Origin of the sequence: Flavobacterium soli DSM 19725, from assembly GCF_000422705.1 — a bacterium.
GTDB classification, from domain to species: domain Bacteria; phylum Bacteroidota; class Bacteroidia; order Flavobacteriales; family Flavobacteriaceae; genus Flavobacterium; species Flavobacterium soli.
In genome coordinates this window covers 236,595-262,645 of record NZ_AUGO01000008.1, presented here as the reverse complement: position 1 = coordinate 262,645, position 26,051 = coordinate 236,595, and the positions used below count along the sequence as shown (strand labels likewise).

Here is a 26,051-nt window from a genome sequence, read left to right as displayed (position 1 = left end):
AGCAAGAAAACATGAAAGAATATCATTTTAAACGATTTCTGGATGCACAGAATCAGACGTACCTCACGGCATTGGCGGAAATCAAGAAAGGCCGAAAGGAAACCCATTGGATGTGGTTCATCTTCCCGCAACTGGAAGGTTTGGGACAAAGCGAGACCTCAAAGTTCTATGCCCTAGCCGATTTGCAAGAAGCTGCCGAATTTTTGGCACATCCTGTCCTAGGCAGGCACCTTGTCCAGATCAGCGAAGCACTCCTGAGCACTCCCACGGTATCCGCCAAGGAGGTATTGGGCCATCCGGATGACCTGAAGCTCAGGTCTTCCATGACATTATTTGCCCAGACCGAAAAGGCCCATCCTGTCTTTACTGCCGTGCTGGAACGGTATTTTGACGGAAAAGAGGATGAAAGGACACTAAAATTGCTATCACGAAAAAAGCCAGGGCATGACATTATTTGAAGACACCCAACTGTTTACATCAGGCAAGGGAGGCAAGAAAACATTCGACCTTCCCGATGCCGACCTGATGCTGGCAGACGACTTTATCACAAAGGAAGCATCCGACCATTATTACAGCACGTTCCTGCACACGACCCCATGGCGGGAATACCAGATGGAAATCTTCGACAAGACCGTTACGGCACCCCGCATGATTGCGTGGTATGAAGACAAGTGCAATACAGGTGCCAACCCAGAAGGTCCAGATTGGACACCCGAATTATTGGCCATCCGGAAGAAGGTCGAGGAAGAAACGGGCCTTGAATTCAATGCCGTATTGCTGAACCTGTACCGCAACGGCAAAGATGGCGTAGCATGGCACAGCGACCGCACAGACCAATCGGGACCAGATCCCATCATTGCTTCGGTCAGTTTTGGCGAAACCCGCCTGTTCCGTCTCCGTCACAAGTACAGGAAAGATTTGCAGCAGGTAACGATTCCCCTGCACCATGGCTCGTTTCTCCTGATGGCAGGTACCACAAACAGCTTCTGGCAGCACCAGGTACCCAAGACAGCGCGAGACATCCTGCCCAGGATCAATCTGACGTTCCGAAAAGTGAACCGTTCCCAATAATAATAACCATGGTACCACGTTATACAGCAACATGAGAAAAGCGGAGTATGCAATAGTAGATATAGAAACCACCGGCGGCCATGCAGGCGGAAGCCGCATTACCGAAATTGCCATCCTTATCCACGATGGCACAAGGGTCATCGACCGCTGGGAATCACTCGTCAATCCGCAAAAGGACATACCTCCGGCCATATTTGCCCTGACGGGCATCGACAATGCGATGGTGCGGGATGCCCCCATCTTTGAAAGCATCTCTGAGAAGGTCCTTGAGCTCCTTTCCGACCGCGTCTTCGTAGCCCACAATGTCAATTTTGACTATTCGTTCGTCCGCCACGAATTGAAGGAATCCGGTTTCAACTGGACCGCCAGGAAACTCTGTACCGTGCGTGCCGCAAGGAAGATCCTGCCCGGCCATGCCTCCTACAGCCTTGGCAAGCTTTGCCATTCGCTGCGGATCAACCTTGAAAACAGGCACCGTGCCGGAGGTGATGCCGATGCTACGGCCGTATTGTTTGGCCTGCTGCTGGAAGCGGACAGGGAAGGCCACATTCAGAACATGATCAAGAAGACGGCACAGGACCAACGCCTGCCTCCCAACCTCCCTCCGCAAGATTTCGAGCGATTGCCCGAAACACCCGGCATCTACTATTTTTACGACCAGGAACGCAACGTAATCTATGTGGGGAAAGCCATCAATATCAAAAAACGGGTTGCCTCCCATTTCAGTGGCAACAGTGTAACGCAGCAAAGGCAAAATTTTTTAAAAGACATCCATGCCATTTCCTTCGAGACCTGTGGCACCGAACTGATGGCACTACTGCTGGAATGCTCCGAGATAAGGAAACTGTGGCCAAAATATAACAGGGCCCTGAAACGCCATGAAGCCAAATTCGGACTCTACCGCTATGAAGCAAGGAACGGTTACCAATACCTTGCCATAGGGAAACTGGGCAAGTTCCAGAACTGCCTCCAGACCTTCAGCAATGAATACGAAGGCACCAACGCATTGAGGGGGCTTGCGGAAAAGTTCAACATCGATTACAGGTTCTGCAAGTATGGGCTGCCAGCAGAAGGGATATTTGCGGCTGCCAATGCCGACCTTGCGCTACCAGACCCCGAACAGCACAATGAACAGGTCGAGAATGCCATCCAGTTCCTCTTGGAGGAGCGGCCGAACTTCCATATCATCGACAAGGGACGCCATCCCCAGGAAAGAAGCTGCATCTGGGTTGAAGAAGGGGCATTCTTCGGGATGGGATATTTTGACACCGCTATCGGGTTTTCGGGGCCCCTGGAACTGAGGGAGCAGCTCATCCGATACAAGAGCAACCACTACATCATGCAGCTGATCCGTGCCTATGCGGAAAAAAATCCGAGAAAGGTAGTGCACCATAAAAAGGCAAGCCCCCAATAGCTATTTGCCGGCAGCCAATCGACAGGCTTTCTACGCTATCACCTATTCCGTGCTACCCTGTTGCCACCCTAATGTCCAAAATGGGAGGGTTTCAGAAAAATACAATTCCCATGTAACAATTTGCAAAGTTTGGCGTTCTAACTAAAATCATCCATCAAAAATCTACAGCATATGCTTTCACCCCTACTCCTATCGCTATCAGTTGCTGGCTTGCTCCATTTGTTGGTGCCGGCCTTTTCAAACAAAAGGCAATTAAAGTGTATCAAGATCTAGGCATCCCGAAAGCATTCCAATTGAAAATACCCCATCATGAGAACCCTATTTCCATTTGCAGCATTTTTATTCCTTCTCATCAGTTGCAGCCCCGAAGAAGAGTATTCCTATGAAGCGCGACAATCGGAAATTGTAGAAAAATTTAGGACAGCAGGCTATCATGAATACCATTCAAAACTAAACGACCTCCTTTTTGCCGAATTGAACAGTCTTGAAAATGATCTCCTCCCTACTTCTACTTTAGAAACCATTGCAATCCTTGCAGATAAATTAAAGGAAGAAAAAAATACGGCAGGATGCTATGTCATCGAATGGGAAAGCCAACAGAGCGATCCCCATGATAGGAATGCCATCATCTTAGAATGGAACCCCAAAGAGGAAGTAATTATTAGAATGTTTATGAAATCTTCGCTTGTCAGGCACCGTCTTCCATCAAATTCTTATTAAAATTTGGAAGTTAATAGCAAAAAAAAGGGGAATGTATAAAATTGTACATTCCCCCTTTTTATTAATCTAAACTCAATGTGATTTGACCATCGTCATCAAGTTGAATATCGTCATCCGAAAGATTCACTTCGCCCGAAACTTGAATTTCTTCTAGAACAACTTCTACAGGCGGATCATAAGGAAGTGGTTCTAAAAGATTGATCTGCTTCAATTTATCGGCTGTTAATTGGTTTCCAATCGCTTTTATCCCTTTTACAGCTATAAATTGTTCCAAATCAATAACTTGATTTTCTTTCTGAACGCCTTTTACTTTTGCAAAAATCACTTCGGCAACAGGACGATAATCCGTAGAAACAATTTCTAGCTGTGATTTTGGATGATCACTTATAAAAATCTCTTCCTTATTTTCATTTTCAATCAGGAATCGTTTGATAAAATACTTCTCTTTTTCACCATCAAAATAAATCGCAGAAACTGGCTTATTCGGAATCCATTTTTCCAAAACTACCATATCTTCGTCAAAATGCGTAGTCAATTCTGGAATAATCGTTTTCAATTTTCCCGATTGATTGATAATTAGAAGTCGGTCATTTGGCCTAAATTCACCTAACAGTTCCCCTCTTCCATCCACATTGAGTCGTTGAACCGTATCATCAAACCATACCTTTCGAGGACGTAAAGTCGAAATTCCTTTCTCCTTCAATTCGATTTTCTTAATAGGATATTTTGTAACCGTATTTCCCCTCGAAGCACGACCTTTTATCGCTATATCAGTAAAATCCAAATCCCATTTTAATTTCTTCACACTTCCTACTTGTCGTAGCAAAATGGTTACCACCTCGGCCTCTCCATTTGGATTTGCAGAAAAATAGGACACTTGTGAACCCGGTTTTTCTTGTGTCAAATCGTAGAATTTATCACGTGTAACACCCGAAACATTGAATCGTTTGATGTAAGTTGGACCGCTTTTTCCGTCACGGTACATCATGTTATAAATCGTTCGCTTGTCATTTTTATCAAAAACGGCAATATGGATGATGTCTTTCCCTACAAACTTCTTGTCATCGACTTTTGCCACCATCATTTTTCCATCCCGAAGAAAAACAATAACATCATCAATATCGGAACAATCGGCAACATATTCATCTTTTTTCAAACCAGTTCCAAAGAAACCTTCTTCCCTATTTACATACAGTTTTGTATTTCGTAAAACCACTTTTGTAGCTTCGATATTATCAAAACTTCTAAGCTCGGTTTGACGTTCACGACCTTTTCCGTATTTGTCTTTTAATTTTTGGAAGAAATCAATCGTATAATCAATGATATGATCCAAATGGTATTTCACCTGTTCCATCTCGGCCTCCAGTTTTGCAATCGCATCATCCGCCTTGTCCGAGTCGAAACGGGTAATACGAATCATCGGAATCTGGGTCAATTTCTGCAAATCATCATCATTGATTTCCCTGACAAATGATTTCGAAAAGGGTTCAAAACGGTCATACATGTATTTGTATAATGATTCACGATCAGAATACAATTTAAAATCAATGTACATTTCTTCCCGAATGAAGATCTTTTCCAAAGTAGAAAAATGCCATTTGTTTTCGAGTTCATCGAGTTGAATTTCGAGTTCGCGTTTCAGTAAATCAACCGTTCGATTGGTCGAAATCTTCAACATATCGGAAACCCCAATAAACAACGGCTTATGATTTTCAATAACACAACCCAAAGGTGCAACTGATGTCTCGCAAGCTGTAAAAGCATACAAAGCATCAATGGTTTTATCAGGAGAAACACCTGGCGGAAGATGGATCAAAATCTCAACTTCGGCAGCCGTATTGTCTTCGATTTTCTTGACTTTTATTTTTCCTTTCTCATTGGCTTTCAAAATACTATCAATCAAACTTGAAGTATTGGTCGAAAATGGAATTTGCGTAATCACTAACGTTTGTTTGTCGAGCTGCCCAATTTTGGCACGAACGCGAACCCTTCCGCCTCTCATACCATCATTATAATTCGACACATCGGCAATTCCTGCAGTTGGAAAATCTGGAAATAAAGTAAAAGGTTTTCCCTTTAATATTTTGATCGAACTATCAATCAGTTCGTTAAAATTGTGTGGCAACACTTTCGTGGATAAACCAACGGCAATACCTTCGGCACCTTGGGCCAAAAGCAATGGGAATTTTACCGGAAGATTTATAGGTTCTGCTCGACGACCATCATAGGACATTCCCCATTGCGTAATTTTTGGAGAATACAACACATCATGACCAAATTTAGAAATTCGAGCCTCGATGTATCGAGAAGCAGCGGCACTATCCCCTGTCAGGATATTTCCCCAGTTTCCCTGCATATCAATAATCAAATCCTTCTGACCAATTTGCACCATTGCGTCACCAATACTGGCATCTCCGTGAGGATGATACTGCATTGTATGTCCCACAATATTGGCCACTTTATTGTATCGACCGTCATCCAACTCCTTCATCGAGTGCATGATCCGACGTTGAACTGGCTTGAAACCATCTTCAATCGCAGGAACAGCACGTTCCAGAATTACGTAGGAAGCATAATCCAAAAACCAATCCTTATACATACCTGTTACTTTGGTAATGGTATCTTCTGGATTTTCATTATTCTCATAAAAATGACTTCCTGATGAAGGACGAATTACGTCTTCAAAAGCTTCCTCTGCAGGAGTTTCGAATGATTCGCTGTTTTCGTCTTCGTTTGGGATGATGTTATCGTCTTCTTCGTCTTTCATATAAAGTTTAAAAGTTTAAGGCTTAGAAGTTTAAAAGTGTATTACTTACTAAACTTTAAATTTTATGTCTAATTTTTAAAAAATTGAATATTGCAATTCAACATTATTTCTCCACCACATCCAATTCCACCTTCAAGTTATTAATAATAAAATCCTGTCGATCGGGAGTATTTTTTCCCATATAAAACTCCAGCAAGGTCTCGATTGGTGTGGCTTTATCTAACATCACAGGATCGAGCCTGATACTTTCACCAATGAAATGCTTGAACTCGTCTGGCGAGATCTCTCCCAAACCTTTAAATCGTGTGATTTCGGGTTTTGGCTTTAATTTTTCGATGGCATCCACACGTTCCTGATCACTGTAGCAATAAATGGTTTCTTTTTTGTTTCGAACCCTAAATAAAGGCGTTTGCAAGATATACAAATGTCCATCCTTGATTAATTCTGGAAAAAATTGCAAGAAAAAAGTAATCAACAATAATCGGATGTGCATTCCATCGACATCCGCATCGGTTGCAATCACGATGTTGTTGTAACGCAAATCGCCCATGTCTTCCTCGATGTTCAAAGCTGCTTGAAGCAAATTGAACTCTTCGTTTTCATAGACAATTTTCTTGGTCATTCCGTAGGAATTCAGCGGTTTACCTCGCAAACTAAAAACTGCTTGTGTATTGACATCACGACTTTTGGTAATGGAACCCGAAGCCGAATCTCCCTCGGTAATAAAAAGCGTACTTTCTAAACTTCTCGGATTCTTGGCATCGGTTAAATGCACTCTACAATCTCGTAATTTCTTATTGTGCAGACTGGCTTTTTTCGCACGGTCTTTGGCCAATTTCCTGATGCCTGATAACTCTTTTCGTTCACGTTCGGCTTGAAGGATTTTTCGCAACAGCAAATCGGCTGATTCTGGATTCTTATGTAAAAAATTATCCAGTTTGTTTTTGATAAAATCGTTGATAAAAGTTCGAACCGATGGACCATTCGGACCAATATCTGTCGATCCCAATTTGGTCTTGGTTTGTGATTCAAAAACAGGTTCTTCTACCTTTATGGAAACTGCCGAAACAATCGATTTCCGGATATCTGAAGCTTCAAAAGGCTTGTTATAAAATTCCTTTATGGTTTTTACAATCGCTTCGCGGAAAGCTCCCAAATGGGTTCCCCCTTGGGTTGTATTTTGTCCGTTAACAAACGAATGATATTCTTCCGAATATTGTGACTTACTGTGAGTTACAGCAACCTCGATATCATCTCCTTCAAGATGAATGATTGGATATTGCATGTCTTCCTCTGAGATGGTTTCTTCCAGTAAATCCTTTAATCCAAACTCAGAAATGTATTTTTCACCGTTATAATAAATCGTTAAACCACGATTCAAATAACAGTAATTCTTGAGCATCTTGATGATGTACTCGTTTCGGTATTTATAGTTTTTAAAAATGGCTTCATCGGCTACAAACGAAACTTTTGTACCTTTCCGTTTGGTTGTTTCTTGAACGTCTTCTTCTATCGTAAGGTTTCCTGCCGAAAATTCTGCTGCTTTTTGCTGGTTATCGCGAACAGATTCTACACGGAAAAAATTAGACAAAGCATTGACAGCTTTCGTACCAACTCCATTCAAACCAACCGATTTCTTAAAGGCTTTTGAGTCGTATTTTCCTCCCGTATTCATTTTAGAAACTACATCGACCACTTTTCCTAAAGGAATTCCACGACCGTAATCGCGAACGGTTACCATTTTGTCTTTGATGGTTACTTCGATGACTTTCCCGGCACCCATAACGAATTCATCGATACAGTTGTCGATGACTTCCTTAAGCAAAATATAAATACCATCATCGGGAGAAGACCCGTCACCCAGCTTCCCGATGTACATTCCAGGACGCATTCGGATGTGTTCTTTCCAATCTAATGAACGGATATTGTCTTCGTTATACTGATTTTCTTCTGCCATTTTAAAACTATCGAATTTGTGCTAATATACAGTATCGGCTGGAAAAATGAAAGGACTAAATAGTAAAGTTATTAAGAAGGATATTGACAAGTAATTTTAGATTTTAGATTGCAGATTTTAGATTGGGGATTGAAAATGGTTTCATTCTTGAATTATGTTTCCGAATGCGAAGCTGCCCCAGTCCCGAAGCTTCGGGAGAAATGGAAAGCCCGGAATTCCAAAAGCTATTTTTTTCTGACACAAAAGAGCGACCAGCGGTCCCGAAGCTTCGGGACCTTTTGTGGCTTGGAAAAAAAGCTTTTGGAATGAGGACTTGCAATGGAAAGCTGGAAATAGGCCCTAAAAATTAACGAATGATCTTATAAACAGCTATGCCTTTATTATTGATATAAATCGTTAGATAACCTGTTGCATTACTGGGAAGCTGGATGTTAAATTCGGTGTTTTTGCCATTGCGTTTTAGAACGGGAAGCTCTACTTTTTTGAAACGGCTGAAAACATACGTTACTTGATCTTCGGGGTTGAGATTTTCAATTTTGAACGGTACTACATTAAATTTCTTAAGGTCGAAAATTCCTGTATTCGGACTTAAAATGGTATAGCTCGCTTGAATATATTCGCCATAATATAAAGGTGATTCAGCAAATTGCTGTTCTGTTAAATTGCCCAAAAGCCATTTTTTATCATCTGGAAAATGCGTGAAAGCAAAGATGTGTGGCGGTGTAAAAAAATAGCCATCATTGAATTTAGGTATAAAAATTCGCTTTGCACCATCGACAACTCCTGAAGCCCAAGTGGGTTCTACGAGTTTCCATTCGCCATTGATTTTAACGGCGTTCCAAGCGTGATCACTGGCTCTTGGGAGTTTTCCTATTTGTGTTGGATTCGTTTTTGAGGTTCCTGTCACGGTAACGCTTTCGAGATTTGTGAGTGCTGCCAAATGATCAAAAAGAGCCGTATAGCCTTGGCAGACTGCTTTTTTGGATTTCAAGGCATTTAGAGCAAAATCAAGTTTAAATTGGCGTTGCTTTGCCAATTTTTCTTCCTGACTTTTAAAGGAATATGCAACCGGACGGTCGTTTCGCTGACTGAAATAGGCCTTGACATCATACTTGACATTTGTGGCAATCCAATAGAAAATAGCTCGTGCTTTTTCCTCTTCTTTGGTAAAATCTATGTTGATTTTATCGGCAAGATCTTCCGCTTTTGAATAGGATTTTGGGTATTTGCTAACGATTTGATCTACCTGAGAATAATCCTGTGCAACAAGAGTATTGGTTAGTAGAAATAGTATTGTTAGAAATATGATACGAAGGGTTGATTGTATTTTTTTCATTCTTGAAAAATTGACAATAATCCTGCCATTGCAATTGATCCTGAAAGTTTTAATAAAACATTATAATTTCCAAATTATTGATAATGGCAAAAAATCCCCTTGTCGGATGGTGTCCAAAGTGCGGCTTTTTGACCCGATGCTTTCAAGGCATTGTTTGCCCAAGTGTTGCAGGTGTAAAACAGATGGTATTTTCGATTGGCTTCATAAAAACTGTCGTTTTGACCATAAGTTGTAGCATTAATCAGAAGTGGGTTTCCGTCTTTGTCATATTGAAAACTGGTTTCGATATAAGCTATTAATTTTTGATATTCAGCTTTGCTGATTTTAATTTTGACACAGTTCTCGGATTCACGTATTTGCTTGTAAAAAGTGGCATGCATGGCGGAAGTACCGAGGTAGAAAGCAGCATTAAAAGCGGTGCTGAATTTTAAATCTGCCCATTCAGGAGTGTTAAGGTAGAAGCCTTTGTCTCCCCAACCAAAACCGATATATTGCATCGTGGAATCCTGTGATTTGATATGGGAAAATTGTATTTTCTCGCTCCAATCCTTGAATTCATTGTTTATTGGAACTACAATATCGGTGTGAACTCCGTTAGTTTTGATATAAATCGTGACTTCTTCTTTTGGATCTGGATCATCTGAATTTACCTTGATATTGGATAAAATTAAAGCCGAAAGGAGATATAGCACTACAAAAACAACGAGTCCCAAAAGAATTTTTCCGAATATTTTAAAGGCTTTTTTCAACTTCTAAAATTCCAAATTAGCTACAATCTCTTTCAACTCCTTATCCAATTCTTGATTTGAAATTGTATTGTTTTCGACATCAAAATTATCATTGAAACTTGGCAGTGAAAATATAGCTTTTATGTCTACCCCAAAGCGAGGCAAATTAGTTTGGGCTATTTCCAAGACACTCTTTCCTCCTCTTCCTCCTGGCGAAGTTGCCATCAAAAGTGTTGGTTTCTTTTGAAATACATCTTTTTCAATTCGGGAACACCAATCGAAAATATTCTTGAAAGCTGTTGAATAATTTCCGTTGTTTTCGGCTAATGAGATAACCAACATATCGGCTGATTTAAGTTTTTCTAAAAAGGCAAGTGCTTCTTTGGCTTGACCAATTTCCTTTTCGATATCTACACTGAAAAGTGGTGCTTGATAATCTCTTAAATCTAAAATTTCTACTTCGGCATTTTTGAAAAGGCTTGAAGCATACGTTGCTAATTTTTTATTAATGGATTTTGAACTGTTACTTCCGGCGAATGCGATAATTTTCATAAATGTGTATTTTCTATTTTGATATGTAATTTACTTTATTTTTCTAAAAGTAGAACTATATCCTAGTTTTTTTAATTTCAAAATTTTTGAAAATTCTTTCCTAGAGGGTTTTACAATATAATTATTTCTATCAATTTCTTTTGCCTTGATCTTTGTAAGAGAATCAATTGCCATAATATCAGAATCGGCTCTTAATTCTTCTATCGTTATAACATTTTTGTTTAAAGTTAGGATTTCAATTTGCCAATAGAGGGAATCTTTTTTACTCAATATCAATTTTCCATTGATTCTTTTTGCTTTTTGAAAATCTGAAAATTTAAAAACTGTATCAACATCTTTTATATTAAATTCAATCGAATCTCCAAAGATTTTATTTTCTAAAACTGTGTTAGTCTTTTTTTCGATGAATTTGCCATCCTTATAAACCAGTTCATCTTTTAGTGAGTCCAATTCTGATTTATGAATACTAATCTTAAAATTATTAGTGTAACTAATTATTTCGTCTGTGATATTTAACTTGAGTGAATCATCATTTAAATATTCCCCAATAAACTTAGAAGGAATTTTAGCAAGTTCCGAATCATTAATAGGTTGTGGATCTTCAAAATAAATATTGTTTTCTAGAGGAACTTCCTTGCAAGAAACAAGCATTACTATTGCTAAAAATAAAAAATATTTTTTCATGATTTTAGTTTTCATTAACATTTCAAATTTTGAGCCATTTTTTTTATTTCAAAAAAAAAGTGAAACTTAAATAGTTTCACTTTTATATTTATAATGATTCAAGGATTACACATTAAATCTAAAATGCATCACATCACCATCCTTAACTATATATTCTTTTCCTTCAACTTTGAATTTTCCTGCTTCTTTGGCTTTAGCCTCTGAACCATATTGCACATAATCATCATAAGAAATTACCTCTGCACGGATAAATCCTTTTTCAAAATCAGTGTGGATCACTCCTGCAGCTTGTGGAGCAGTTGCACCAATATTGATCGTCCAAGCTCTAACTTCCTTAACTCCAGCCGTAAAATACGTTTGTTGTTTCAATAATTTATAAGCTGCACGAATTAAAACCGAAGCTCCTGGCTCAGTCAATCCCATATCTTCAAGGAAAACTTGACGTTCTTCGTAGCTTTCTAATTCTGTAATATCTGCTTCAGCTCCAACCGAAAGTATAATTACTTCCGCATCTTCATCTTTTACCAATTCACGAACTTGATCTACATAGGCATTTCCGTTTACCGCTGAATTTTCATCTACATTACAAACATATAAAACTGGTTTTGCCGTAATCAATTGGAACGATTCCATCAAAACTTCTTCGTCGTTATTGTTTGGAGTGATGGTTCTTGCAGATTTCGCTTGCAACAAAGCTTCACGGATTCTGTTCAATAATCCTTGCTCAACTTGTGCTTCTTTATTTCCCGTTTTTGCAGCACGGTTCACTTTTTCAAGACGTTTGTCAACTGTTTCAAGGTCTTTCAATTGCAGTTCGATGTCAATTGTTTCCTTGTCACGAATTGGGTTTACGTTTCCATCCACGTGAACGATATTGTCATTATCAAAACAACGCAAAACGTGAATAATTGCGTTACACTCTCTGATATTTCCAAGGAATTGATTTCCCAAACCTTCACCTTTACTGGCTCCTTTTACCAATCCTGCAATATCAACAATATCAACAGTTGCCATCTGAACGCGTTCTGGCTTTACTAATTCTTCCAATTTATTGATTCGTGAATCCGGAACGTTCACCACTCCGATATTAGGTTCAATTGTACAAAAAGGAAAATTCGCACTTTGTGCTTTTGCATTAGACAAACAATTGAATAATGTTGATTTTCCTACATTTGGCAATCCTACAATTCCTGCTTTCATTTGGTTTTTTATTTTAAAAGTGTGCAAATATAACGTATTAAAACCAAGTTACAAAAGCATATAGCAATGTCAATCGTTTAGCATCATAATTTACCAATTGCTTCAATTATATTCTGTTCTTCATCCGTTGGAACAAGTCCTGAATCATTCCAATATTCCGTGAAAATGGTGTTTTTTCTATTGAAAAGATTCTTATCCTTAAAAACTTCACTTTCAGTAAAACTGAAATTTTGGGTGCTAAAATTTGTGGTAACAAAATAATTACGAACTTCAATATCGGTTGTTTTGTTTTTGTCAATGCGTTCAAAACCGATTTCCTCTTTTGAGGTTAACAAATAATAATAAGAACCATCAATCCTGTAGATCGTTTTAAAAATAGACTTGTAAATATTTTTCGATCCTTTGCTATTTTTTTCTTTTATTTTAGCCAATGTTGAAGGCGAAACAACAGAACTAACTTCTACTATCATCTTCTTTTCTGGATCATAAATGATAGTAAAATCATCAAGCAAACCTTTAGACGTTTCTAAAGGTGTGGCCGACATCAAAAAATAATTTTTATTAGAAGAGTAAATTTTGATGGAAAAATCATAATCCTTCAAAGCCTTGGGTTGCAAGAGAGGTTCCAAATATTTGAAATTATAATAGTTTTCCATTATATTATTGAAATTGTAACCCAGAAGATTTTCGGTTATTTCCTGCTCCACCAATCCATACGATCGATTTTGTTCAACCAAAATATTGGACTTGAAATCTTTTGATCCACTCGAAATTTGAAAATTCATCAAGCCATCTGTATAATAGGAATAATTTCCATTGAGCTTGAAAAACTCCCGTGAATAGACTTTCAATCGTGAAGGTGCAGTAAGTTTATCTGTCGAATTTTTAATCAAGGCTTTCAAGATTTTTTGAGGATGCTTTCGGGTAACCACGATTTCATCCAAATCATTCAGATTACTTTTCAAATAAATAACATTTTCAGCCTCTTTGAGTGTTGCCGATTTTATGGTAATTTCATTGTAAGCGGTATGTGTGATTTTGATATTTGTATTTCCAACTAACTGAAAACTAACAATTCCCTGTGAATTACTCAGTAAGGATTGCTTGTTTTTAAAAAGATAAACTGTTGCATCTTGAATTGCAAGATTAGTATCTGAATCCTTCAAAATAATAGATTTCTCGATATTTTGTGACCAAACCGTATAAAAGATAAACAAAAAAAATAGCGTAATTTTATTTTTCACTTCTTTATTTTTTTAACAAAATTAACAAATTAAATCTATGATATTGAATTTACTTAAAACAAATATCATTATTAATTGGTTATTAAATTGTTTTAAATTCAATAAGAGTTTAAAATAATTGGATTTACATCAGATGTATAAGTTATAATCTTTCTTTATAATAGAATAACTAATTTTCAATGATATAGCTCTAAATTTGTAATTATAATACTAAAAAACAAAAATTATGAAAACAATATTTTTATCAGCAGCACTTTTTATGTTTGCACTAAACAGTCAAGCTCAAAACAAGAATGTAACTGATGTTACCAAAACAACCGTAACAACCGTAAAGGATTCTGATGGCGAAAAACAAATTGTAAAGCAACAGGAAGTACAAGAAGTTCAAAATATTGAGCTTCAAAATGCAGATTCAAAAGCATTAAACAAGGATATGAAACAAACTCCGGTTGAAGTTACTTCAAAAACTACTGTAACCAATCCCGATGGAACCACAAGAACAGTCGATATAGACCGATCGTCTTATTATACAGCTGACGGAAAAACCTATAAATTGGCTCTTGACCCTTCAGGTTATGTAATCACAGGTCCGGATGAAAAAAAGATTGGAATTTTGAGATCCACTTCTACAAATAGTTTTATTTACAGAGGTAAAAACTCAACTTCAATTGGGTATTTTGATACGAATGGCAACCTAGTAGTAGAAACTTACGATGATAAATCAGATAAAGTGACGGTTCAAACTTATACCAAATCGGCTCAATAAAAACCGATTATACTACCCAAAAAAAATCCTGAATTGCTTCAGGATTTTTTTTTATTCATTGTGCAAAAATGCTTGCCTGTTTAAAAGCGTTTCATCACTTTCTACATGGTTATCATCTGGAACACAACAATCTACTGGACAAACCGCGGCACATTGTGGTTCATCATGAAAACCTTTACATTCTGTACATTTACTTGGAACGATATAATAAATATCATCCGAAATAGGTGTTTGAGCTTCATCAGAATCCACTTCAGTTCCATCAGGAAGAATAATTTTTCCCCTCAACTTCGTTCCATCTTTATATCTCCAATCGTCAGCACCTTCGTAAATCGCAGTGTTAGGACATTCCGGTTCGCAAGCACCACAGTTGATGCATTCGTCTGTTATTATGATTGCCATTTTTTTTAGCTTTTAGCTTTATGCATTAGGCTATAAGCTCATTGCCTATTGCCTACTGCCTAGAAAAGGTTTATTTTTGTGCAAAATTACATCCAAAACAATTCAAAAGCAAATCAATATGACTTTAGAACATAAAAAAAATATTTTCGTAGAGCTAGGAAAATTTCTAAGTCAATTTTCTGAAGATGAAAGTATTAGAAATGAAAAAGTTTTACATAACGATTTGTTTTTCAATGAGTTTCTAGATTTGATTCATATTTCCCAATCCCATAATGGCTGGTACACACCAGAACAAGTGTTTTTTGCCGTAAATTCATGGGCAGAAGCCTTGACAAAAGAAAATCTGGATCAATGGCTTTCCTCCTATGATTTATCTGATATCGAACCTAAAACGGTAGGTTTAATTTTGGCTGGAAATATTCCGCTTGTTGGGTTTCATGATTTTTTATCAGTGTTGATTTCAGGTCATAACGTCTTGGTAAAAACATCTTCAAACGACCAACATTTACTGCCTTTCTTGGCAAAATATTTAATTTCGGTCGAGCCGAAGTTGGAATCCAAAATCAATTTCGTAGAAGGCAAACTGGAACATTTTGATGCTGTTATTGCAACGGGAAGTAACAATACTGCACGATATTTCGAATATTATTTCAAAGAAAAGCCTTCGATAATTCGCAAAAGCAGGAACTCAGTAGCCGTTTTGAATGGAACTGAAAGCGAGGAAGAATTAGTAGCCCTTGGAGAAGATATTTTCCGCTATTTTGGTTTGGGATGTAGAAATGTTTCGAAGCTTTTTGTACCAAAGGATTATAATTTTGATGCTTTTTTTGGTGGTGTTTTTCCCTATCAGGATATCATTAAATATGAGCGATATGCCAATAATTACGATTATAATAAAGCTGTTTTCTTGATGAGTAATTTCAAGTTATTGGATAATGAATTCTTGACGATCAAGGAAGACACGAGCTATGCCTCTCCTATTTCGAGTGTTTTCTATGAGTTTTATGAAAATTTAGAAGATTTGAAAAAGCGTTTAGAAGCTGATAATGAACAAATTCAGTGTATTGTTTCAAAAGGAATTATTGAAAATAGTATTCCTTTCGGAAAAACGCAAAAGCCTGAACTTTGGGATTATGCAGACAATATAGATACAATAAAATTCTTACAATCAATATAATTTTTATCTATATTTGTATGAAACAAAACAAATATGAAAAAAATTACTCTTCTAACTTTAGCTTTTACATCTAGTTTCCTATGGTCACAAACTCCTGTAGCTTTTTTTCCAGAGAGTGATTTTAGTGGACTTCATTTTGGAACTTGTGTTGAAACTGACAATGGAAATATTCTAGTATCCAGTTCCGATTTCCCTTTTTTACCAGGTGGAGCTCAATCAGGTAAAGCATATCTTTTTACCATCACTGAAAATACATTTCAGCAAACTGACGTTTTTTTTCCTGACGATGTAACGACTTCCGATCAATTTGGTTCTTCAATAACTTTAAAAGATAATCTAATTGCAATTGGAGCTCCAAATCATGATGCTGGTTTTGAAAATGCTGGTGCTGTATATACCTATATCAAAACAAATGGTGTTTGGGAATTGCTTTCAAAAATTACAACACCTGATGGTCAAGCAAACGATAATTTTGGGAGTTTTGTAAAAATTCACAACAATCAACTGTTTATTTCAGCAAAAAATGATGATACGGTTGACAATCAAGATACCAATAATGGTTCGGTTTATATATATTCATTAATAGAAAACGTTTGGGTATTTTCTCAAAAAGTCACAACCGAAAATAGCTTAAACTTTGGTGCTAAAATTGAAACCGAAAATGACAAAATGGTTATTTTGAGTAATGATAACGCTACAAATGGAATCTTTTTTACAACCTATTCATTTAATGATAGTAACTGGTCTTTTCTAAATACCTCGGAGATATTCGGGGACTTAGAGGAAGTTTTTCGTGATTTTAGTCTTTCTAACAATCAATTGTTCTTAGTCTCATCTCAATTAGATGATGTTAGTAAAATCTATATTTTGGACGACATAGACAATTCGTGGAGTTCTTCAATTTCACAAAACTTGCTACAGACAGATCAGTTGTATACTAAAATTGAAGTTTTTGGCGATAATATGCTTCTTGGCAGTACCGAATATACCTTACAATTGGAACGTAAATTTCCAGTCTTAAAATACAAAAAAATCAATGGTATATGGGCTTTTCAAAACTCCATTTTGGGTTTGGGTCCAAATGCTCAGGATGATAAGTTTGGTGCATCAATTGCTTTAGATGGAAATTTTGCTGTTGTTGGTGCTCCCGAAGAAGGATTTCTTGGTATGGGTAAAGCTTATTATTTTGATGTTACTTTAGATGTAAACGAATTTGATCGTGAAAGTATAAACATCTATCCAAATCCTACTTCAAATCTATTTTTTATAAAAAGTAACCCTGATAATTCTATTACAAATGCCCAAATCTACTCCATTACAGGAAGTTTACTTCTGCAGCAAAACACTAATTTAGGACAAATTTCTTTAGGGAATTTTCCACCGGGAATTTATTTTGTAAAACTTACTATCGATGATAAAATAACACAAATTTACAAGGTTATCAAAAATTAAATCACAGTACAAAGAACAACTACAACGTTTTTGTTAATAACCTTATGAAATTATTATCAAACTGTAAATTAATTTTCGCTCCTATTTTCTGAAATTTGCTCTTGAAAATTTACACCATAAAATAGGATGAAAAAACATAATTACAGTGCAGGTCCTTGCATTTTGCCACAGGAAGTCTTCGAAAAATCAGCTCAAGCGGTTTTAAATTTCAATAATTCAGGTTTGTCGATTTTGGAGATTTCGCATAGAAGTAAAGACTTTGTAGCGGTTATGGACGAAGCGAGAGCCTTAGCTTTGGAACTTTTAGGTCTTGATGGAAAAGGTTATCAGGCTTTGTTTTTGCAAGGTGGAGCCAGTATGGAATTTTTGAGAGTACCCTATAACTTGTTAAAAGAAAATGGAAAAGCATCCTACTTAGATACCGGAACTTGGGCTGCTGGAGCCATCAAAGAAGCGAAAGCGTTTGGAGAAACCCTAGTTGCAGCATCCTCAAAAGAGGAAAATTACAATCATATTCCTAAGGATTTCCAAATTCCTGCTGATGCAAATTATTTTCACTGCACTTCAAACAATACTATTTTTGGAACACAAATGAAATCATTTCCAAACACGAATGTTCCTGTGGTTTGCGATATGAGTTCGGATATTTTTTCACGTCAATTGGATTTTTCTAAATTTGATTTGATTTATGCTGGAGCACAGAAAAATATGGGTCCTGCTGGAGTGACTTTGGTGGTTGTAAAAGAAGCACTTCTTGGAAAAACAGGGAGAAATATTCCAAGCATTCTAGATTATGAAAAACATATCAAGGCTGAAAGTATGTATAACACGCCAGCTGTTTTTGCGGTTTATACTTCGCTTTTAACAATGCAATGGTTGAAAAACCTTGGCGGAATTCCTGCAATTGAAAAAATCAATGAAGCTAAAGCCAAATTATTATATGCTGAAATCGACAGAAATCCTTTGTTTAGAGGAACTGCTGTTGCAGAAGATCGTTCGAATATGAATGCAACGTTCTTGTTGAATGATGAGGCTCATGCTGAAGTTTTCGATAAGATGTGGAAAGAAGCTGGAATTTCTGGTTTACCAGGACACCGTTCGGTCGGGGGTTATAGAGCTTCGATGTATAATGCTTTGCCGTTAGAAAGTGTTGAGGTTCTTGTGGATGTGATGCAAAAATTGGAAAAATCGATTTAAGTTTTTTTTAAGACAATCATAATAAATAGCCCTGATTGTAGTGGAAAGCCTCGAAGGCAAAAAACCTATTTTTTCTTGGCAAAAAAGAGCGACCAGCGGTCCCGAAGCTTCGGGATCTTTTTTGACGTAGAAAAAAAGGTTTTTGACAAGAGCTTGAAACGGAAAGCGGGAATAGCTCCTAAAAAATAGACAGTGTTCAGTCAGTTTTCAGTTAAAAAAAAAATCAAAATTAAATAGGGGTTGAATTTTTAAATGTTTCAATCATTAAATTTTTTAAATTATAAGATATGAAAGTATTAGCCAATGACGGGATTTCTAAAAGTGGAATCAAAGCTTTAGAGAAAGGCGGATTTGAAGTGATTACTACAAAAGTAGCACAAGAACAAGTTGCAAATTATATCAATGCTAATGATGTTTCGGTACTTTTAGTGAGAAGTGCAACAAAAGTACGTCAGGATATTATTGACAATTGTCCAGGCTTGAAAATCATCGGTCGTGGTGGTGTCGGGATGGACAATATTGATGTGGATTATGCCAGAGCCAATGGGAAACACGTGATCAACACTCCTGCTTCTTCATCAGAATCAGTGGCTGAATTGGTTTTTGCACATCTTTTCAACGGTGTCCGATTTTTGCATGATTCCAATAGAAATATGCCTTTGGAAGGCGATTCTAATTTTGAAGGTTTGAAAAAAGCCTATGCAAACGGAATCGAATTAAGAGGAAAAACACTTGGAATCATTGGTTTTGGACGAATTGGTCAGGCTGTCGCCAAAATCGCTTTGGGTCTTGGAATGCGAGTGATTGCAGCCGATAAATTTTTGGGCAAAGCCGAAATCAAAGTTGATTTTTATAACGGTCAGTTTATAAATGTGGAAATTATTACCGAACCAATGGAGGATTTATTCAGACATTCGGATTTTATCACGCTTCACGTTCCTGCTCAAGAAAATGGTTATGTGATTGATACTGCAGAGTTGAATGCTATGAAAGATAACGTTGGAATTATTAATGCTTCTCGTGGTGGAATCATCAATGAAGTTGCCTTAATTGAGGCTTTGGATAGTGGGAAAGTCCTTTTTGCTGGTTTGGATGTTTTTGAAGAAGAGCCAACTCCGGCTGTTCAGGTTTTGATGCATCCAAAAATTTCCTTGACGCCACATATTGGTGCTGCAACTTTGGAAGCTCAAGATCGAATTGGAACGGAATTAGCGGATCAAATTATAAGCTTGTTGAAAGTAGAAATTTAATTTTTGAAGTAAAATACATTTAGAAGCCGGACATCACGTTCGGCTTTTTTTGTTAAATCAATGATAATCAAAAAGATTGTCCAATAATATTTTTGTAACTTTAATGAAAATCCAAAGTCATGAAAAATAGTTTTACTTTCCTTATCATTGCATTAATCATCATAAGCTGTTCCAGTACTAAAAATAAAACCTTTACAGAAGAAAAAAATACTACTGCTGTACAAAATGATACTGTTAGAATTGCAAATGATGAATTGCAATATGAAGTCATTATCATAGATCCTGGATTTAGTGGCTGGTTGCTATCTAGAGCTCATCCACGAAATTATCATTCTCAAAGCTATATGGAAAACAGAAATAGAGCTTGGGTAACGGGCTGGAACCAAAATGTAATTGCAGGTCGAAATCCTCAATTATTCGAGATGTCGATCAACTATCAAAATAATATTGACTATGGATATGAGGTAAATTATTTGCTTTATAATTATCTTACTTATTTTCAATTAACAAACAATATTTCGCTTGGAGGTTTCCCTGCTAGAATATAATACCGTAATTTTGTAGATATTTATTTAGCATGAATAAACTGAAAGAACGTTGGGGTATTACTTCCAATTTCCAAATTATCGTCATCTTTATTGTCTTTGCAATAAATGGTTCGCTTTCGGCAAAAATCTCTTCGTTTTTGATGGGATTGATTGGCATTACCTATGAAAACACGCATTGGTTTATTTACTATTTTATCCTATTTGTTTTGGTTTTGCCTTTATATCCGTTTATGCTGATGGGTTTTGGATATCTTTTTGGGCAATCAAAATTTTTCTTTCCTTTTGGCAAAAGAATGATACGAAGTATGCGATTGGGGTTTCTTTTACCAAAAGATAAACCTGAAGGAAAATAACTTAAAATAGAAAACCCAAAAGTGAATTGCTTTTGGGTTTTTCGTTTTTATTAATCTTTTTTATTAATCTTTTGCTTTTAAAATGTATTTGTAAATCCACATCAGAGTAAACGACGGGATAATATCGGTAAACGGAATGAGCTCTTCCAAGAAGGAAAACATCCCTCCTATTTTTCCCGCTCTTCCTTTATACATCCAAGCCATTAAAAGTCCTGAAACTGGAGCCCAAATTACATCTGAAAATTCGCCAATAAACGGAACCGTAAACGACATCATCCCTATAGCGTCGAAAAGCAAACCAAGAATCAAATCCCTTGATTTATTATCGTCTAACGTTTTTATATGTGCTTGATTGTTCATAATTGTATAATTTTCAAATACCTATACAAATCTGATGCCAATAAATATTTACTTTTTAAGCTTGTCCTTGAATTGCTCTTTTACCTTTTTTACTTTTGGCGTAATTACATAACTGCAATATGATTGACTCTGATTTCGGCTATAATAATTTTGATGGTAATCCTCGGCTGCATAAAATTGTGGTGCTGGCGAAACCTTGGTGACAATTGGATTTCCAAACGTCCGTTCAGCAGTCATCAAGGCAATATAATCTTCAGTGATTTTCTTTTGTTCGTTGTTATGATAAAAAACTTCACTTCGATATTGTGTTCCAACATCAGCACCTTGACGGTTCAAAGTTGTAGGGTCGTGTGTGGCGAAAAAGATCTCTAATAACTCTCCATAGGAAATCTTTTTTGGGTCGAAAGTAATTTGTGTGGCTTCGGCATGACCGGTATCACCACGCGAAACTTCTTCATAAGTTGGATTTGCAATCGAACCTCCAATATAACCTGAAACTACGCTTTTCACACCATCCAGTTCCAAGAAAATGGCTTCTGTACACCAAAAACATCCACCTGCAAAAGTGGCAACTTCAAACTCTTTTTCTACTTCCATTTTTACGGGTTCTTTAACGGGCTGAATTCTTCTTTTTTCTTTCGATTGACATGAAATACTTATCAAAATCAATCCCATCCCAATTATTTTATTCATATTTTTTTTATTTAACAAATTTAGGCAGTATTAAATCAGTTCAATTCGGTTTTAACCAAACTTTATAACAGGATGTACGAAAGTTTACATTTCAAAGATTTTATAATACTTAAAATCTTTGTTACTTTGCTAAAATTGAAGGCAAATGATTCAGGCAAAAAACATACATAAATTCTACGACAAGCTTCACGTGCTAAAAGGTGTTGATTTACACATCAAAAAAGGCGAAATCGTTTCCATCGTTGGAGCTTCGGGAGCCGGAAAAACAACCATGCTTCAAATTCTTGGAACACTCGATCACCCCGCCACTCAAAAAGAAACCCAATTGATTATTAATGGCCAGGATATCTTGAAGATGAACGATAAAGCATTATCAAAATTCAGGAATACCAATCTTGGTTTTATCTTTCAGTTTCATCAACTTTTACCTGAATTTACCGCTTTAGAAAATGTTTGTATTCCTGCTTTTATAGCTGGAAAAGCAAAAGCAGAAACCGAAACAGAAGCCAAAAGATTGCTGGAATATTTAGGTTTATCGCACAGAATCAATCACAAACCTGGCGAACTTTCGGGTGGCGAACAACAAAGAGTTGCCGTTGCAAGGTCGTTAATTAACAAACCTGCTATTATTTTTGCAGATGAACCTTCGGGAAATCTCGATACGGTTTCGGCAGAAAATTTACATCAATTGTTTTTTAAGCTTAGGGAAGAATTCGGCCAAACTTTCGTGATTGTAACCCATAACGAGGAATTTGCCAATATGGCCGATAGAAAATTAGTAATGGTAGATGGATTGATAAGTGGTTTATGAATCCTGAAGAATTAAAATCATTTCTTGACGAAAAAGTAGATTTATACAATAATCCAAATTTTATCGAAAGTGACCCGATACAAATTCCGCATCTTTTTTCTTTAAAGCAAGATATTGAAATTGCGGGATTTCTGAGTGCCACAATCGCTTGGGGAAATAGAAAGATGATCATCAAGAATTCACACAGGATGATTCAACTAATGGGAAATTCACCTTATGATTTTGTAATGTCGCATCAGGACCATCAACTTGAAGAATTGCAAAATTTTGTACACAGGACATTTAACGGACAAGATTTTATCAGTTTTATAAAAGGTTTACAGCACATTTATAAAAATCATGATGGCTTAGAAAATGTTTTCCAAAAGCATCAGGAACAAAATTCGATGCAAAAAAGCATTCATGAATTCAAGAAGATTTTTTTTGAAATCGATCACCAATACAGAACCCAAAAACACATTTCAGATCCACTGAATAATTCGGCAGCAAAACGCATCAACATGTTCCTCCGATGGATGGTTCGCCAAGACAACAAAGGTGTGGACTTGGGAATATGGAAAAACATTTCACCTGGACTACTTTCTTGTCCGCTTGACGTACATTCTGGAAATGTAGCCCGAAAATTAGGATTGCTTACGCGAAAGCAAAATGACGGTAAAGCTTTATCTGAATTAGATATAAAACTTCGTGAATTGGATGCTAATGACCCTGTTAAATATGATTTTGCATTATTTGGACTAGGAGTTTTTGAAAATTTTTAATTGTTTTGTCATAAATTAAACCCAAAAAATAAACATTTAAGTCTTATACATCGTATCTTGTAACAACAATGCGATCGAAAAAATCTCTAAAGATTTGTTGATCGTTATTCATTTTGCCCCAAATGGAAGTTTTTCTAGATGTCGTTATCCATATATTGGTGCCGCTTATGGTCCTAACTTTTCTTACTATGGTGATAATTCTTATTACCAACAGGATCATTTATGAGGCATTTAAATTTCGGATCAAATTAGCTAAATCTAAAATTGATGTTTTTCTTACATCACTAATTTTTTGTCCGTTTGATGAAGAAGATTTTGCTGTCGAGATTGAACGTTTTAAAAAACGAATTCCGTTCCATAAAACATGGTGCAAAGAAATCATCCTAAACGAAATTATTAATCTAAAGCAAAATCTTAAAGGCGAAACCTCAAACAATTTGCATTTTATTTATGAGCGATTTGACCTGTTTAATTACAGTATTAGCTTGGTTAAAAATAAGCAATGGTATATTAAAAGTATTGGTCTTTTTCACTTTCAGGCTTTAGGATATATTAAAGCTGAAGAATATGTAATTCCCTATCTGAACGATAAGAATAAAACCTTATCAACCAATGCTTACATAGCATTAATCGCTTTGACATCAGATAAATTAGATTTTTTGATCGATTATCCAGATAGCATTTCACTTACAAGCGAGATTAAAATTATGGATATTTTGCACTCTCGAAAACCTCCAATGCCTACAAATTTAGCAGAGTGGATTCATTCTCCAAACCCATCTATCGTGAAACTAGGTGTGAAATTCATGGCTTATTATAATTTTACAATCTCTAAAGAAGATGTGCTAAAGCTCTTTGAAACAGGCACAAAAGCAATTCGAAAAGAAGTTATCTTAGCAATACGGAATCTGTATATTGAAGATGCCGAAAGTATCCTGATTCAACAATTCGGAAAAGAACAAAAAGATAATAGAATCGAAATATTAACCACACTTGGAGAAATTGGAAGTGAGATTTCCCTTAAATTTCTTTCAAAATTAATAATGGAAACAATTGATACGGATGTTAAATTGGCTACTGTTTACAGTATCAACGCCATTGATGGCACTTTTTTTGACAATTCGTTTACAACCAATGAAGAAATCATGAAGATGACAAGACATGTAAAAGATCCTTATTTATGATGAGAGAAGTACTGCATTATTATGAGGTTTTTATTGCTTTTTTTTCCATATCATATATCTTTTTCTATATGATATTGGCGTTCTTGTCCTATTTTGCCATAAAAAAACATATTAATGCAAAATACTTCACACATGACGATATCCTTGTTAAATCCAACCATGTAGTAGGTGTTTCTGTTGTTGCTCCAGCTTACAATGAGGGTCAAAACGTAGTTTTTAATGTAAAATCATTGCTTTCGCTAACCTATCCAAAGTTTGAAGTTGTTATTGTAAACGATGGAAGTACAGATGATACTTTGGAAAAACTGATTAAGGAATTTGAAATGGTAAAAGTTGATTTCTTTTATCAGGAAAAAATCATCACCCAGCCCGTTAGAGGACACTATAAATCTACGAATCCAGTTTATTCGAAGCTGTTGGTAGTCGATAAGGAAAATGGAAAAAGCAAAGCCGATGCTTCAAATGCAGGAATAAATTCAACGAAATATCCATTATTTCTCTGTACTGATGTTGATTGTATCTTGAAAAACGACACGATCATCAAATTAGCAAAACCTTTTATGGAAAATAAAAAAAGGGTCATTGCAACAGGTGCCGGAATCAGGATTTCTAATTCCTGCGAAGTAAAGGATGGTTTTCTTGTCAAAGTTCATTTTCCTCGTGGCTGGTATCCACGATTTCAAGAACTGGAATATGTTAGGGCTTTCCTTTTTGGTAGAATGGCTTGGAGTCAAATCAACGGATTGCTTTTAGTTTCGGGTGGTTTGGGTATGTTCGATAAAGAAATTGCCATTGCAGCAGGTGGATATTGGCACAAATCTTTAGGCGAAGACATGGAACTAATTACGCGAATGCGAAAACACATGCATGAAAACCAATTAGAATTTGCCATAAAATACATTCCCGAATCATTATGCTGGACCGAAGTTCCAGCTACTAAAGAAGTCTTGATTAGACAACGCGTTCGATGGGCAAGAGGATTAATTCAAACTCTTTATCTTCATAAAAACATGTTTTTCAAAAAAAAATATGGCAAAACAGCATTTTTAATCCTGCCTTATTTTTTTGCTTTCGAATTTATGGTTCCGATATTAGAATTGATTGGCGTCATCGTTATTATCGCATGTTTTTTCTTTTTGGATTTCAATTATGAGTTTTTTTTATATCTAACGTTACTTGTTTATCTTTTTTACCTCACGATAACCATAATTTCTATATTTTTGGATGAGCTTTTATATAAAAATTATGCAAACCTAAAAGAGCTTTTAATCCTTATTTTTATGGCCATTATCGAACCGTTTGTTTATCATCCTGTCAATGTTTATGCTTCATTAAAAGGATACTGGCATTTCTTTAGACAAAAAGAACAATCTTGGGGAAACATGCAACGCCAAGGATTTAATACGATCAAAAAAATAAAATAA

The 26,051-nt window shown here is 36.3% G+C and carries 26 protein-coding genes; 15 read left to right on the top strand and 11 right to left on the bottom strand.

The features are described from left to right. Nucleotides 1-11 precede the first annotated feature (11 nt). From G508_RS0111890 to G508_RS0111875, 4 genes are all read left to right on the top strand, one after another. Nucleotides 12-458 (top strand): DUF1810 domain-containing protein, encoded by a 447-nt coding sequence (locus G508_RS0111890; protein ID WP_026705533.1) that lies wholly within the window; start codon nt 12-14, stop codon nt 456-458. Beyond that, a complete protein-coding gene (locus G508_RS0111885) occupies nt 445-1,071 on the top strand; it encodes an alpha-ketoglutarate-dependent dioxygenase AlkB family protein (protein WP_026705532.1) in 627 nt (208 codons plus the stop codon). Before G508_RS0111890 ends, G508_RS0111885 begins: the two co-directional genes overlap by 14 nt. A gap of 31 nt (nt 1,072-1,102) precedes the next feature. Next, entirely contained in the window at nt 1,103-2,485 is a 1,383-nt protein-coding gene (locus G508_RS0111880; RefSeq protein WP_026705531.1) for an exonuclease domain-containing protein, read from the top strand. A gap of 309 nt (nt 2,486-2,794) precedes the next feature. After that, complete coding sequence (locus G508_RS0111875; protein WP_026705530.1) at nt 2,795-3,205, top strand: hypothetical protein; 411 nt, start codon at nt 2,795-2,797, stop codon at nt 3,203-3,205. Nucleotides 3,206-3,266: 61 nt separating this feature from the next. On the opposite strand, the gene G508_RS0111870 is transcribed toward G508_RS0111875, so the two are convergent. The 8 genes from G508_RS0111870 to G508_RS0111830 form a co-directional block, all read right to left on the bottom strand. After that, nucleotides 3,267-5,972, bottom strand: coding sequence for a DNA gyrase/topoisomerase IV subunit A (locus G508_RS0111870; RefSeq protein ID WP_026705529.1), 2,706 nt, complete (start codon nt 5,970-5,972; stop codon nt 3,267-3,269). A gap of 103 nt (nt 5,973-6,075) precedes the next feature. Beyond that, nucleotides 6,076-7,929, bottom strand: coding sequence for a DNA topoisomerase IV subunit B (locus G508_RS0111865; protein WP_026705528.1), 1,854 nt, complete (start codon nt 7,927-7,929; stop codon nt 6,076-6,078). 346 nt (nt 7,930-8,275) lie between these two features. Next, nucleotides 8,276-9,265: a transglutaminase domain-containing protein gene (locus G508_RS0111855; protein ID WP_026705526.1), complete on the bottom strand. Its 990-nt coding sequence runs from the start codon at nt 9,263-9,265 to the stop codon at nt 8,276-8,278. 74 nt (nt 9,266-9,339) lie between these two features. Further along, nucleotides 9,340-10,014 carry a TIGR02117 family protein gene (locus G508_RS0111850; protein ID WP_026705525.1) on the bottom strand — a complete coding sequence of 225 codons (675 nt, stop codon included), beginning with the start codon at nt 10,012-10,014 and terminating at the stop codon, nt 9,340-9,342. 3 nt (nt 10,015-10,017) lie between these two features. Further along, on the bottom strand, nt 10,018-10,545 hold the full coding sequence (locus G508_RS0111845; RefSeq protein ID WP_026705524.1) for an NADPH-dependent FMN reductase: 528 nt from the start codon (nt 10,543-10,545) through the stop codon (nt 10,018-10,020). Nucleotides 10,546-10,575: 30 nt separating this feature from the next. Then, nucleotides 10,576-11,244, bottom strand: coding sequence for a hypothetical protein (locus G508_RS0111840; RefSeq protein ID WP_026705523.1), 669 nt, complete (start codon nt 11,242-11,244; stop codon nt 10,576-10,578). A gap of 90 nt (nt 11,245-11,334) precedes the next feature. Continuing rightward, nucleotides 11,335-12,429, bottom strand: coding sequence for a redox-regulated ATPase YchF (ychF, locus tag G508_RS0111835; RefSeq protein WP_026705522.1), 1,095 nt, complete (start codon nt 12,427-12,429; stop codon nt 11,335-11,337). A gap of 83 nt (nt 12,430-12,512) precedes the next feature. After that, on the bottom strand, nt 12,513-13,673 hold the full coding sequence (locus G508_RS0111830) for a hypothetical protein (protein ID WP_026705521.1): 1,161 nt from the start codon (nt 13,671-13,673) through the stop codon (nt 12,513-12,515). Between the two features lie 226 nt (nt 13,674-13,899). On the opposite strand from G508_RS0111830, the gene G508_RS0111825 reads away from it, so the two are divergent. After that, complete coding sequence (locus G508_RS0111825; RefSeq protein ID WP_026705520.1) at nt 13,900-14,439, top strand: hypothetical protein; 540 nt, start codon at nt 13,900-13,902, stop codon at nt 14,437-14,439. A gap of 51 nt (nt 14,440-14,490) precedes the next feature. On the opposite strand, the gene G508_RS0111820 is transcribed toward G508_RS0111825, so the two are convergent. Continuing rightward, complete coding sequence (locus G508_RS0111820) at nt 14,491-14,841, bottom strand: 4Fe-4S dicluster domain-containing protein (RefSeq protein ID WP_026705519.1); 351 nt, start codon at nt 14,839-14,841, stop codon at nt 14,491-14,493. A 118-nt stretch (nt 14,842-14,959) separates the two neighbouring features. Here G508_RS0111820 and G508_RS0111815 point away from each other — a divergent pair, with 118 nt between their 5' ends. From G508_RS0111815 to G508_RS0111785, 6 genes are all read left to right on the top strand, one after another. Continuing rightward, on the top strand, nt 14,960-16,018 hold the full coding sequence (locus G508_RS0111815) for an acyl-CoA reductase (protein ID WP_026705518.1): 1,059 nt from the start codon (nt 14,960-14,962) through the stop codon (nt 16,016-16,018). Nucleotides 16,019-16,051: 33 nt separating this feature from the next. Continuing rightward, a complete protein-coding gene (locus G508_RS0111810) occupies nt 16,052-17,470 on the top strand; it encodes a T9SS type A sorting domain-containing protein (protein ID WP_026705517.1) in 1,419 nt (472 codons plus the stop codon). A 126-nt stretch (nt 17,471-17,596) separates the two neighbouring features. Then, a complete protein-coding gene (serC, locus tag G508_RS0111805) occupies nt 17,597-18,667 on the top strand; it encodes a 3-phosphoserine/phosphohydroxythreonine transaminase (protein WP_026705516.1) in 1,071 nt (356 codons plus the stop codon). Nucleotides 18,668-18,954: 287 nt separating this feature from the next. Further along, complete coding sequence (locus tag G508_RS0111795) at nt 18,955-19,917, top strand: D-2-hydroxyacid dehydrogenase (RefSeq protein ID WP_026705515.1); 963 nt, start codon at nt 18,955-18,957, stop codon at nt 19,915-19,917. 119 nt (nt 19,918-20,036) lie between these two features. Further along, nucleotides 20,037-20,465: a DUF6146 family protein gene (locus G508_RS0111790; protein ID WP_026705514.1), complete on the top strand. Its 429-nt coding sequence runs from the start codon at nt 20,037-20,039 to the stop codon at nt 20,463-20,465. A gap of 29 nt (nt 20,466-20,494) precedes the next feature. After that, complete coding sequence (locus G508_RS0111785) at nt 20,495-20,818, top strand: DUF6787 family protein (protein ID WP_026705513.1); 324 nt, start codon at nt 20,495-20,497, stop codon at nt 20,816-20,818. A 63-nt stretch (nt 20,819-20,881) separates the two neighbouring features. On the opposite strand, the gene G508_RS0111780 is transcribed toward G508_RS0111785, so the two are convergent. Next, complete coding sequence (locus G508_RS0111780) at nt 20,882-21,178, bottom strand: hypothetical protein (RefSeq protein ID WP_026705512.1); 297 nt, start codon at nt 21,176-21,178, stop codon at nt 20,882-20,884. Between the two features lie 48 nt (nt 21,179-21,226). Continuing rightward, nucleotides 21,227-21,871, bottom strand: coding sequence for a peptide-methionine (S)-S-oxide reductase MsrA (gene msrA, locus G508_RS0111775; protein ID WP_026705511.1), 645 nt, complete (start codon nt 21,869-21,871; stop codon nt 21,227-21,229). Between the two features lie 145 nt (nt 21,872-22,016). On the opposite strand from msrA, the gene G508_RS0111770 reads away from it, so the two are divergent. From G508_RS0111770 to G508_RS0111755, 4 genes are all read left to right on the top strand, one after another. Next, nucleotides 22,017-22,682 (top strand): ABC transporter ATP-binding protein, encoded by a 666-nt coding sequence (locus G508_RS0111770; RefSeq protein ID WP_026705510.1) that lies wholly within the window; start codon nt 22,017-22,019, stop codon nt 22,680-22,682. Beyond that, nucleotides 22,679-23,443, top strand: a complete 765-nt coding sequence (locus G508_RS0111765; RefSeq protein WP_026705509.1) for a TIGR02757 family protein — start codon at nt 22,679-22,681, stop codon at nt 23,441-23,443. Before G508_RS0111770 ends, G508_RS0111765 begins: the two co-directional genes overlap by 4 nt. Nucleotides 23,444-23,631: 188 nt before the next feature. Beyond that, a complete protein-coding gene (locus G508_RS0111760) occupies nt 23,632-24,627 on the top strand; it encodes a HEAT repeat domain-containing protein (RefSeq protein ID WP_157486000.1) in 996 nt (331 codons plus the stop codon). Continuing rightward, nucleotides 24,624-26,051 (top strand): glycosyltransferase family 2 protein, encoded by a 1,428-nt coding sequence (locus G508_RS0111755; RefSeq protein ID WP_026705507.1) that lies wholly within the window; start codon nt 24,624-24,626, stop codon nt 26,049-26,051. The genes G508_RS0111760 and G508_RS0111755 overlap by 4 nt, the downstream gene beginning before the upstream one ends.

What these genes read in the sequence shown, in the direction of transcription:
- G508_RS0111890 (WP_026705533.1), top strand. Translation starts at nt 12, where the DNA reads ATGAAAGAATATCATTTTAAACGATTTCTGGATGCACAGAATCAGACG.
- G508_RS0111885 (WP_026705532.1), top strand. Translation starts at nt 445, where the DNA reads ATGACATTATTTGAAGACACCCAACTGTTTACATCAGGCAAGGGAGGC.
- G508_RS0111880 (WP_026705531.1), top strand. Translation starts at nt 1,103, where the DNA reads ATGAGAAAAGCGGAGTATGCAATAGTAGATATAGAAACCACCGGCGGC.
- G508_RS0111875 (WP_026705530.1), top strand. Translation starts at nt 2,795, where the DNA reads ATGAGAACCCTATTTCCATTTGCAGCATTTTTATTCCTTCTCATCAGT.
- G508_RS0111870 (WP_026705529.1), bottom strand. Translation starts at nt 5,972, where the DNA reads ATGAAAGACGAAGAAGACGATAACATCATCCCAAACGAAGACGAAAAC.
- G508_RS0111865 (WP_026705528.1), bottom strand. Translation starts at nt 7,929, where the DNA reads ATGGCAGAAGAAAATCAGTATAACGAAGACAATATCCGTTCATTAGAT.
- G508_RS0111855 (WP_026705526.1), bottom strand. Translation starts at nt 9,265, where the DNA reads ATGAAAAAAATACAATCAACCCTTCGTATCATATTTCTAACAATACTA.
- G508_RS0111845 (WP_026705524.1), bottom strand. Translation starts at nt 10,545, where the DNA reads ATGAAAATTATCGCATTCGCCGGAAGTAACAGTTCAAAATCCATTAAT.
- G508_RS0111840 (WP_026705523.1), bottom strand. Translation starts at nt 11,244, where the DNA reads ATGAAAACTAAAATCATGAAAAAATATTTTTTATTTTTAGCAATAGTA.
- ychF (WP_026705522.1), bottom strand. Translation starts at nt 12,429, where the DNA reads ATGAAAGCAGGAATTGTAGGATTGCCAAATGTAGGAAAATCAACATTA.
- G508_RS0111825 (WP_026705520.1), top strand. Translation starts at nt 13,900, where the DNA reads ATGAAAACAATATTTTTATCAGCAGCACTTTTTATGTTTGCACTAAAC.
- G508_RS0111820 (WP_026705519.1), bottom strand. Translation starts at nt 14,841, where the DNA reads ATGGCAATCATAATAACAGACGAATGCATCAACTGTGGTGCTTGCGAA.
- G508_RS0111815 (WP_026705518.1), top strand. Translation starts at nt 14,960, where the DNA reads ATGACTTTAGAACATAAAAAAAATATTTTCGTAGAGCTAGGAAAATTT.
- G508_RS0111810 (WP_026705517.1), top strand. Translation starts at nt 16,052, where the DNA reads ATGAAAAAAATTACTCTTCTAACTTTAGCTTTTACATCTAGTTTCCTA.
- serC (WP_026705516.1), top strand. Translation starts at nt 17,597, where the DNA reads ATGAAAAAACATAATTACAGTGCAGGTCCTTGCATTTTGCCACAGGAA.
- G508_RS0111795 (WP_026705515.1), top strand. Translation starts at nt 18,955, where the DNA reads ATGAAAGTATTAGCCAATGACGGGATTTCTAAAAGTGGAATCAAAGCT.
- G508_RS0111790 (WP_026705514.1), top strand. Translation starts at nt 20,037, where the DNA reads ATGAAAAATAGTTTTACTTTCCTTATCATTGCATTAATCATCATAAGC.
- G508_RS0111785 (WP_026705513.1), top strand. Translation starts at nt 20,495, where the DNA reads ATGAATAAACTGAAAGAACGTTGGGGTATTACTTCCAATTTCCAAATT.
- G508_RS0111780 (WP_026705512.1), bottom strand. Translation starts at nt 21,178, where the DNA reads ATGAACAATCAAGCACATATAAAAACGTTAGACGATAATAAATCAAGG.
- msrA (WP_026705511.1), bottom strand. Translation starts at nt 21,871, where the DNA reads ATGAATAAAATAATTGGGATGGGATTGATTTTGATAAGTATTTCATGT.
- G508_RS0111770 (WP_026705510.1), top strand. Translation starts at nt 22,017, where the DNA reads ATGATTCAGGCAAAAAACATACATAAATTCTACGACAAGCTTCACGTG.
- G508_RS0111765 (WP_026705509.1), top strand. Translation starts at nt 22,679, where the DNA reads ATGAATCCTGAAGAATTAAAATCATTTCTTGACGAAAAAGTAGATTTA.
- G508_RS0111760 (WP_157486000.1), top strand. Translation starts at nt 23,632, where the DNA reads ATGGTGATAATTCTTATTACCAACAGGATCATTTATGAGGCATTTAAA.
- G508_RS0111755 (WP_026705507.1), top strand. Translation starts at nt 24,624, where the DNA reads ATGATGAGAGAAGTACTGCATTATTATGAGGTTTTTATTGCTTTTTTT.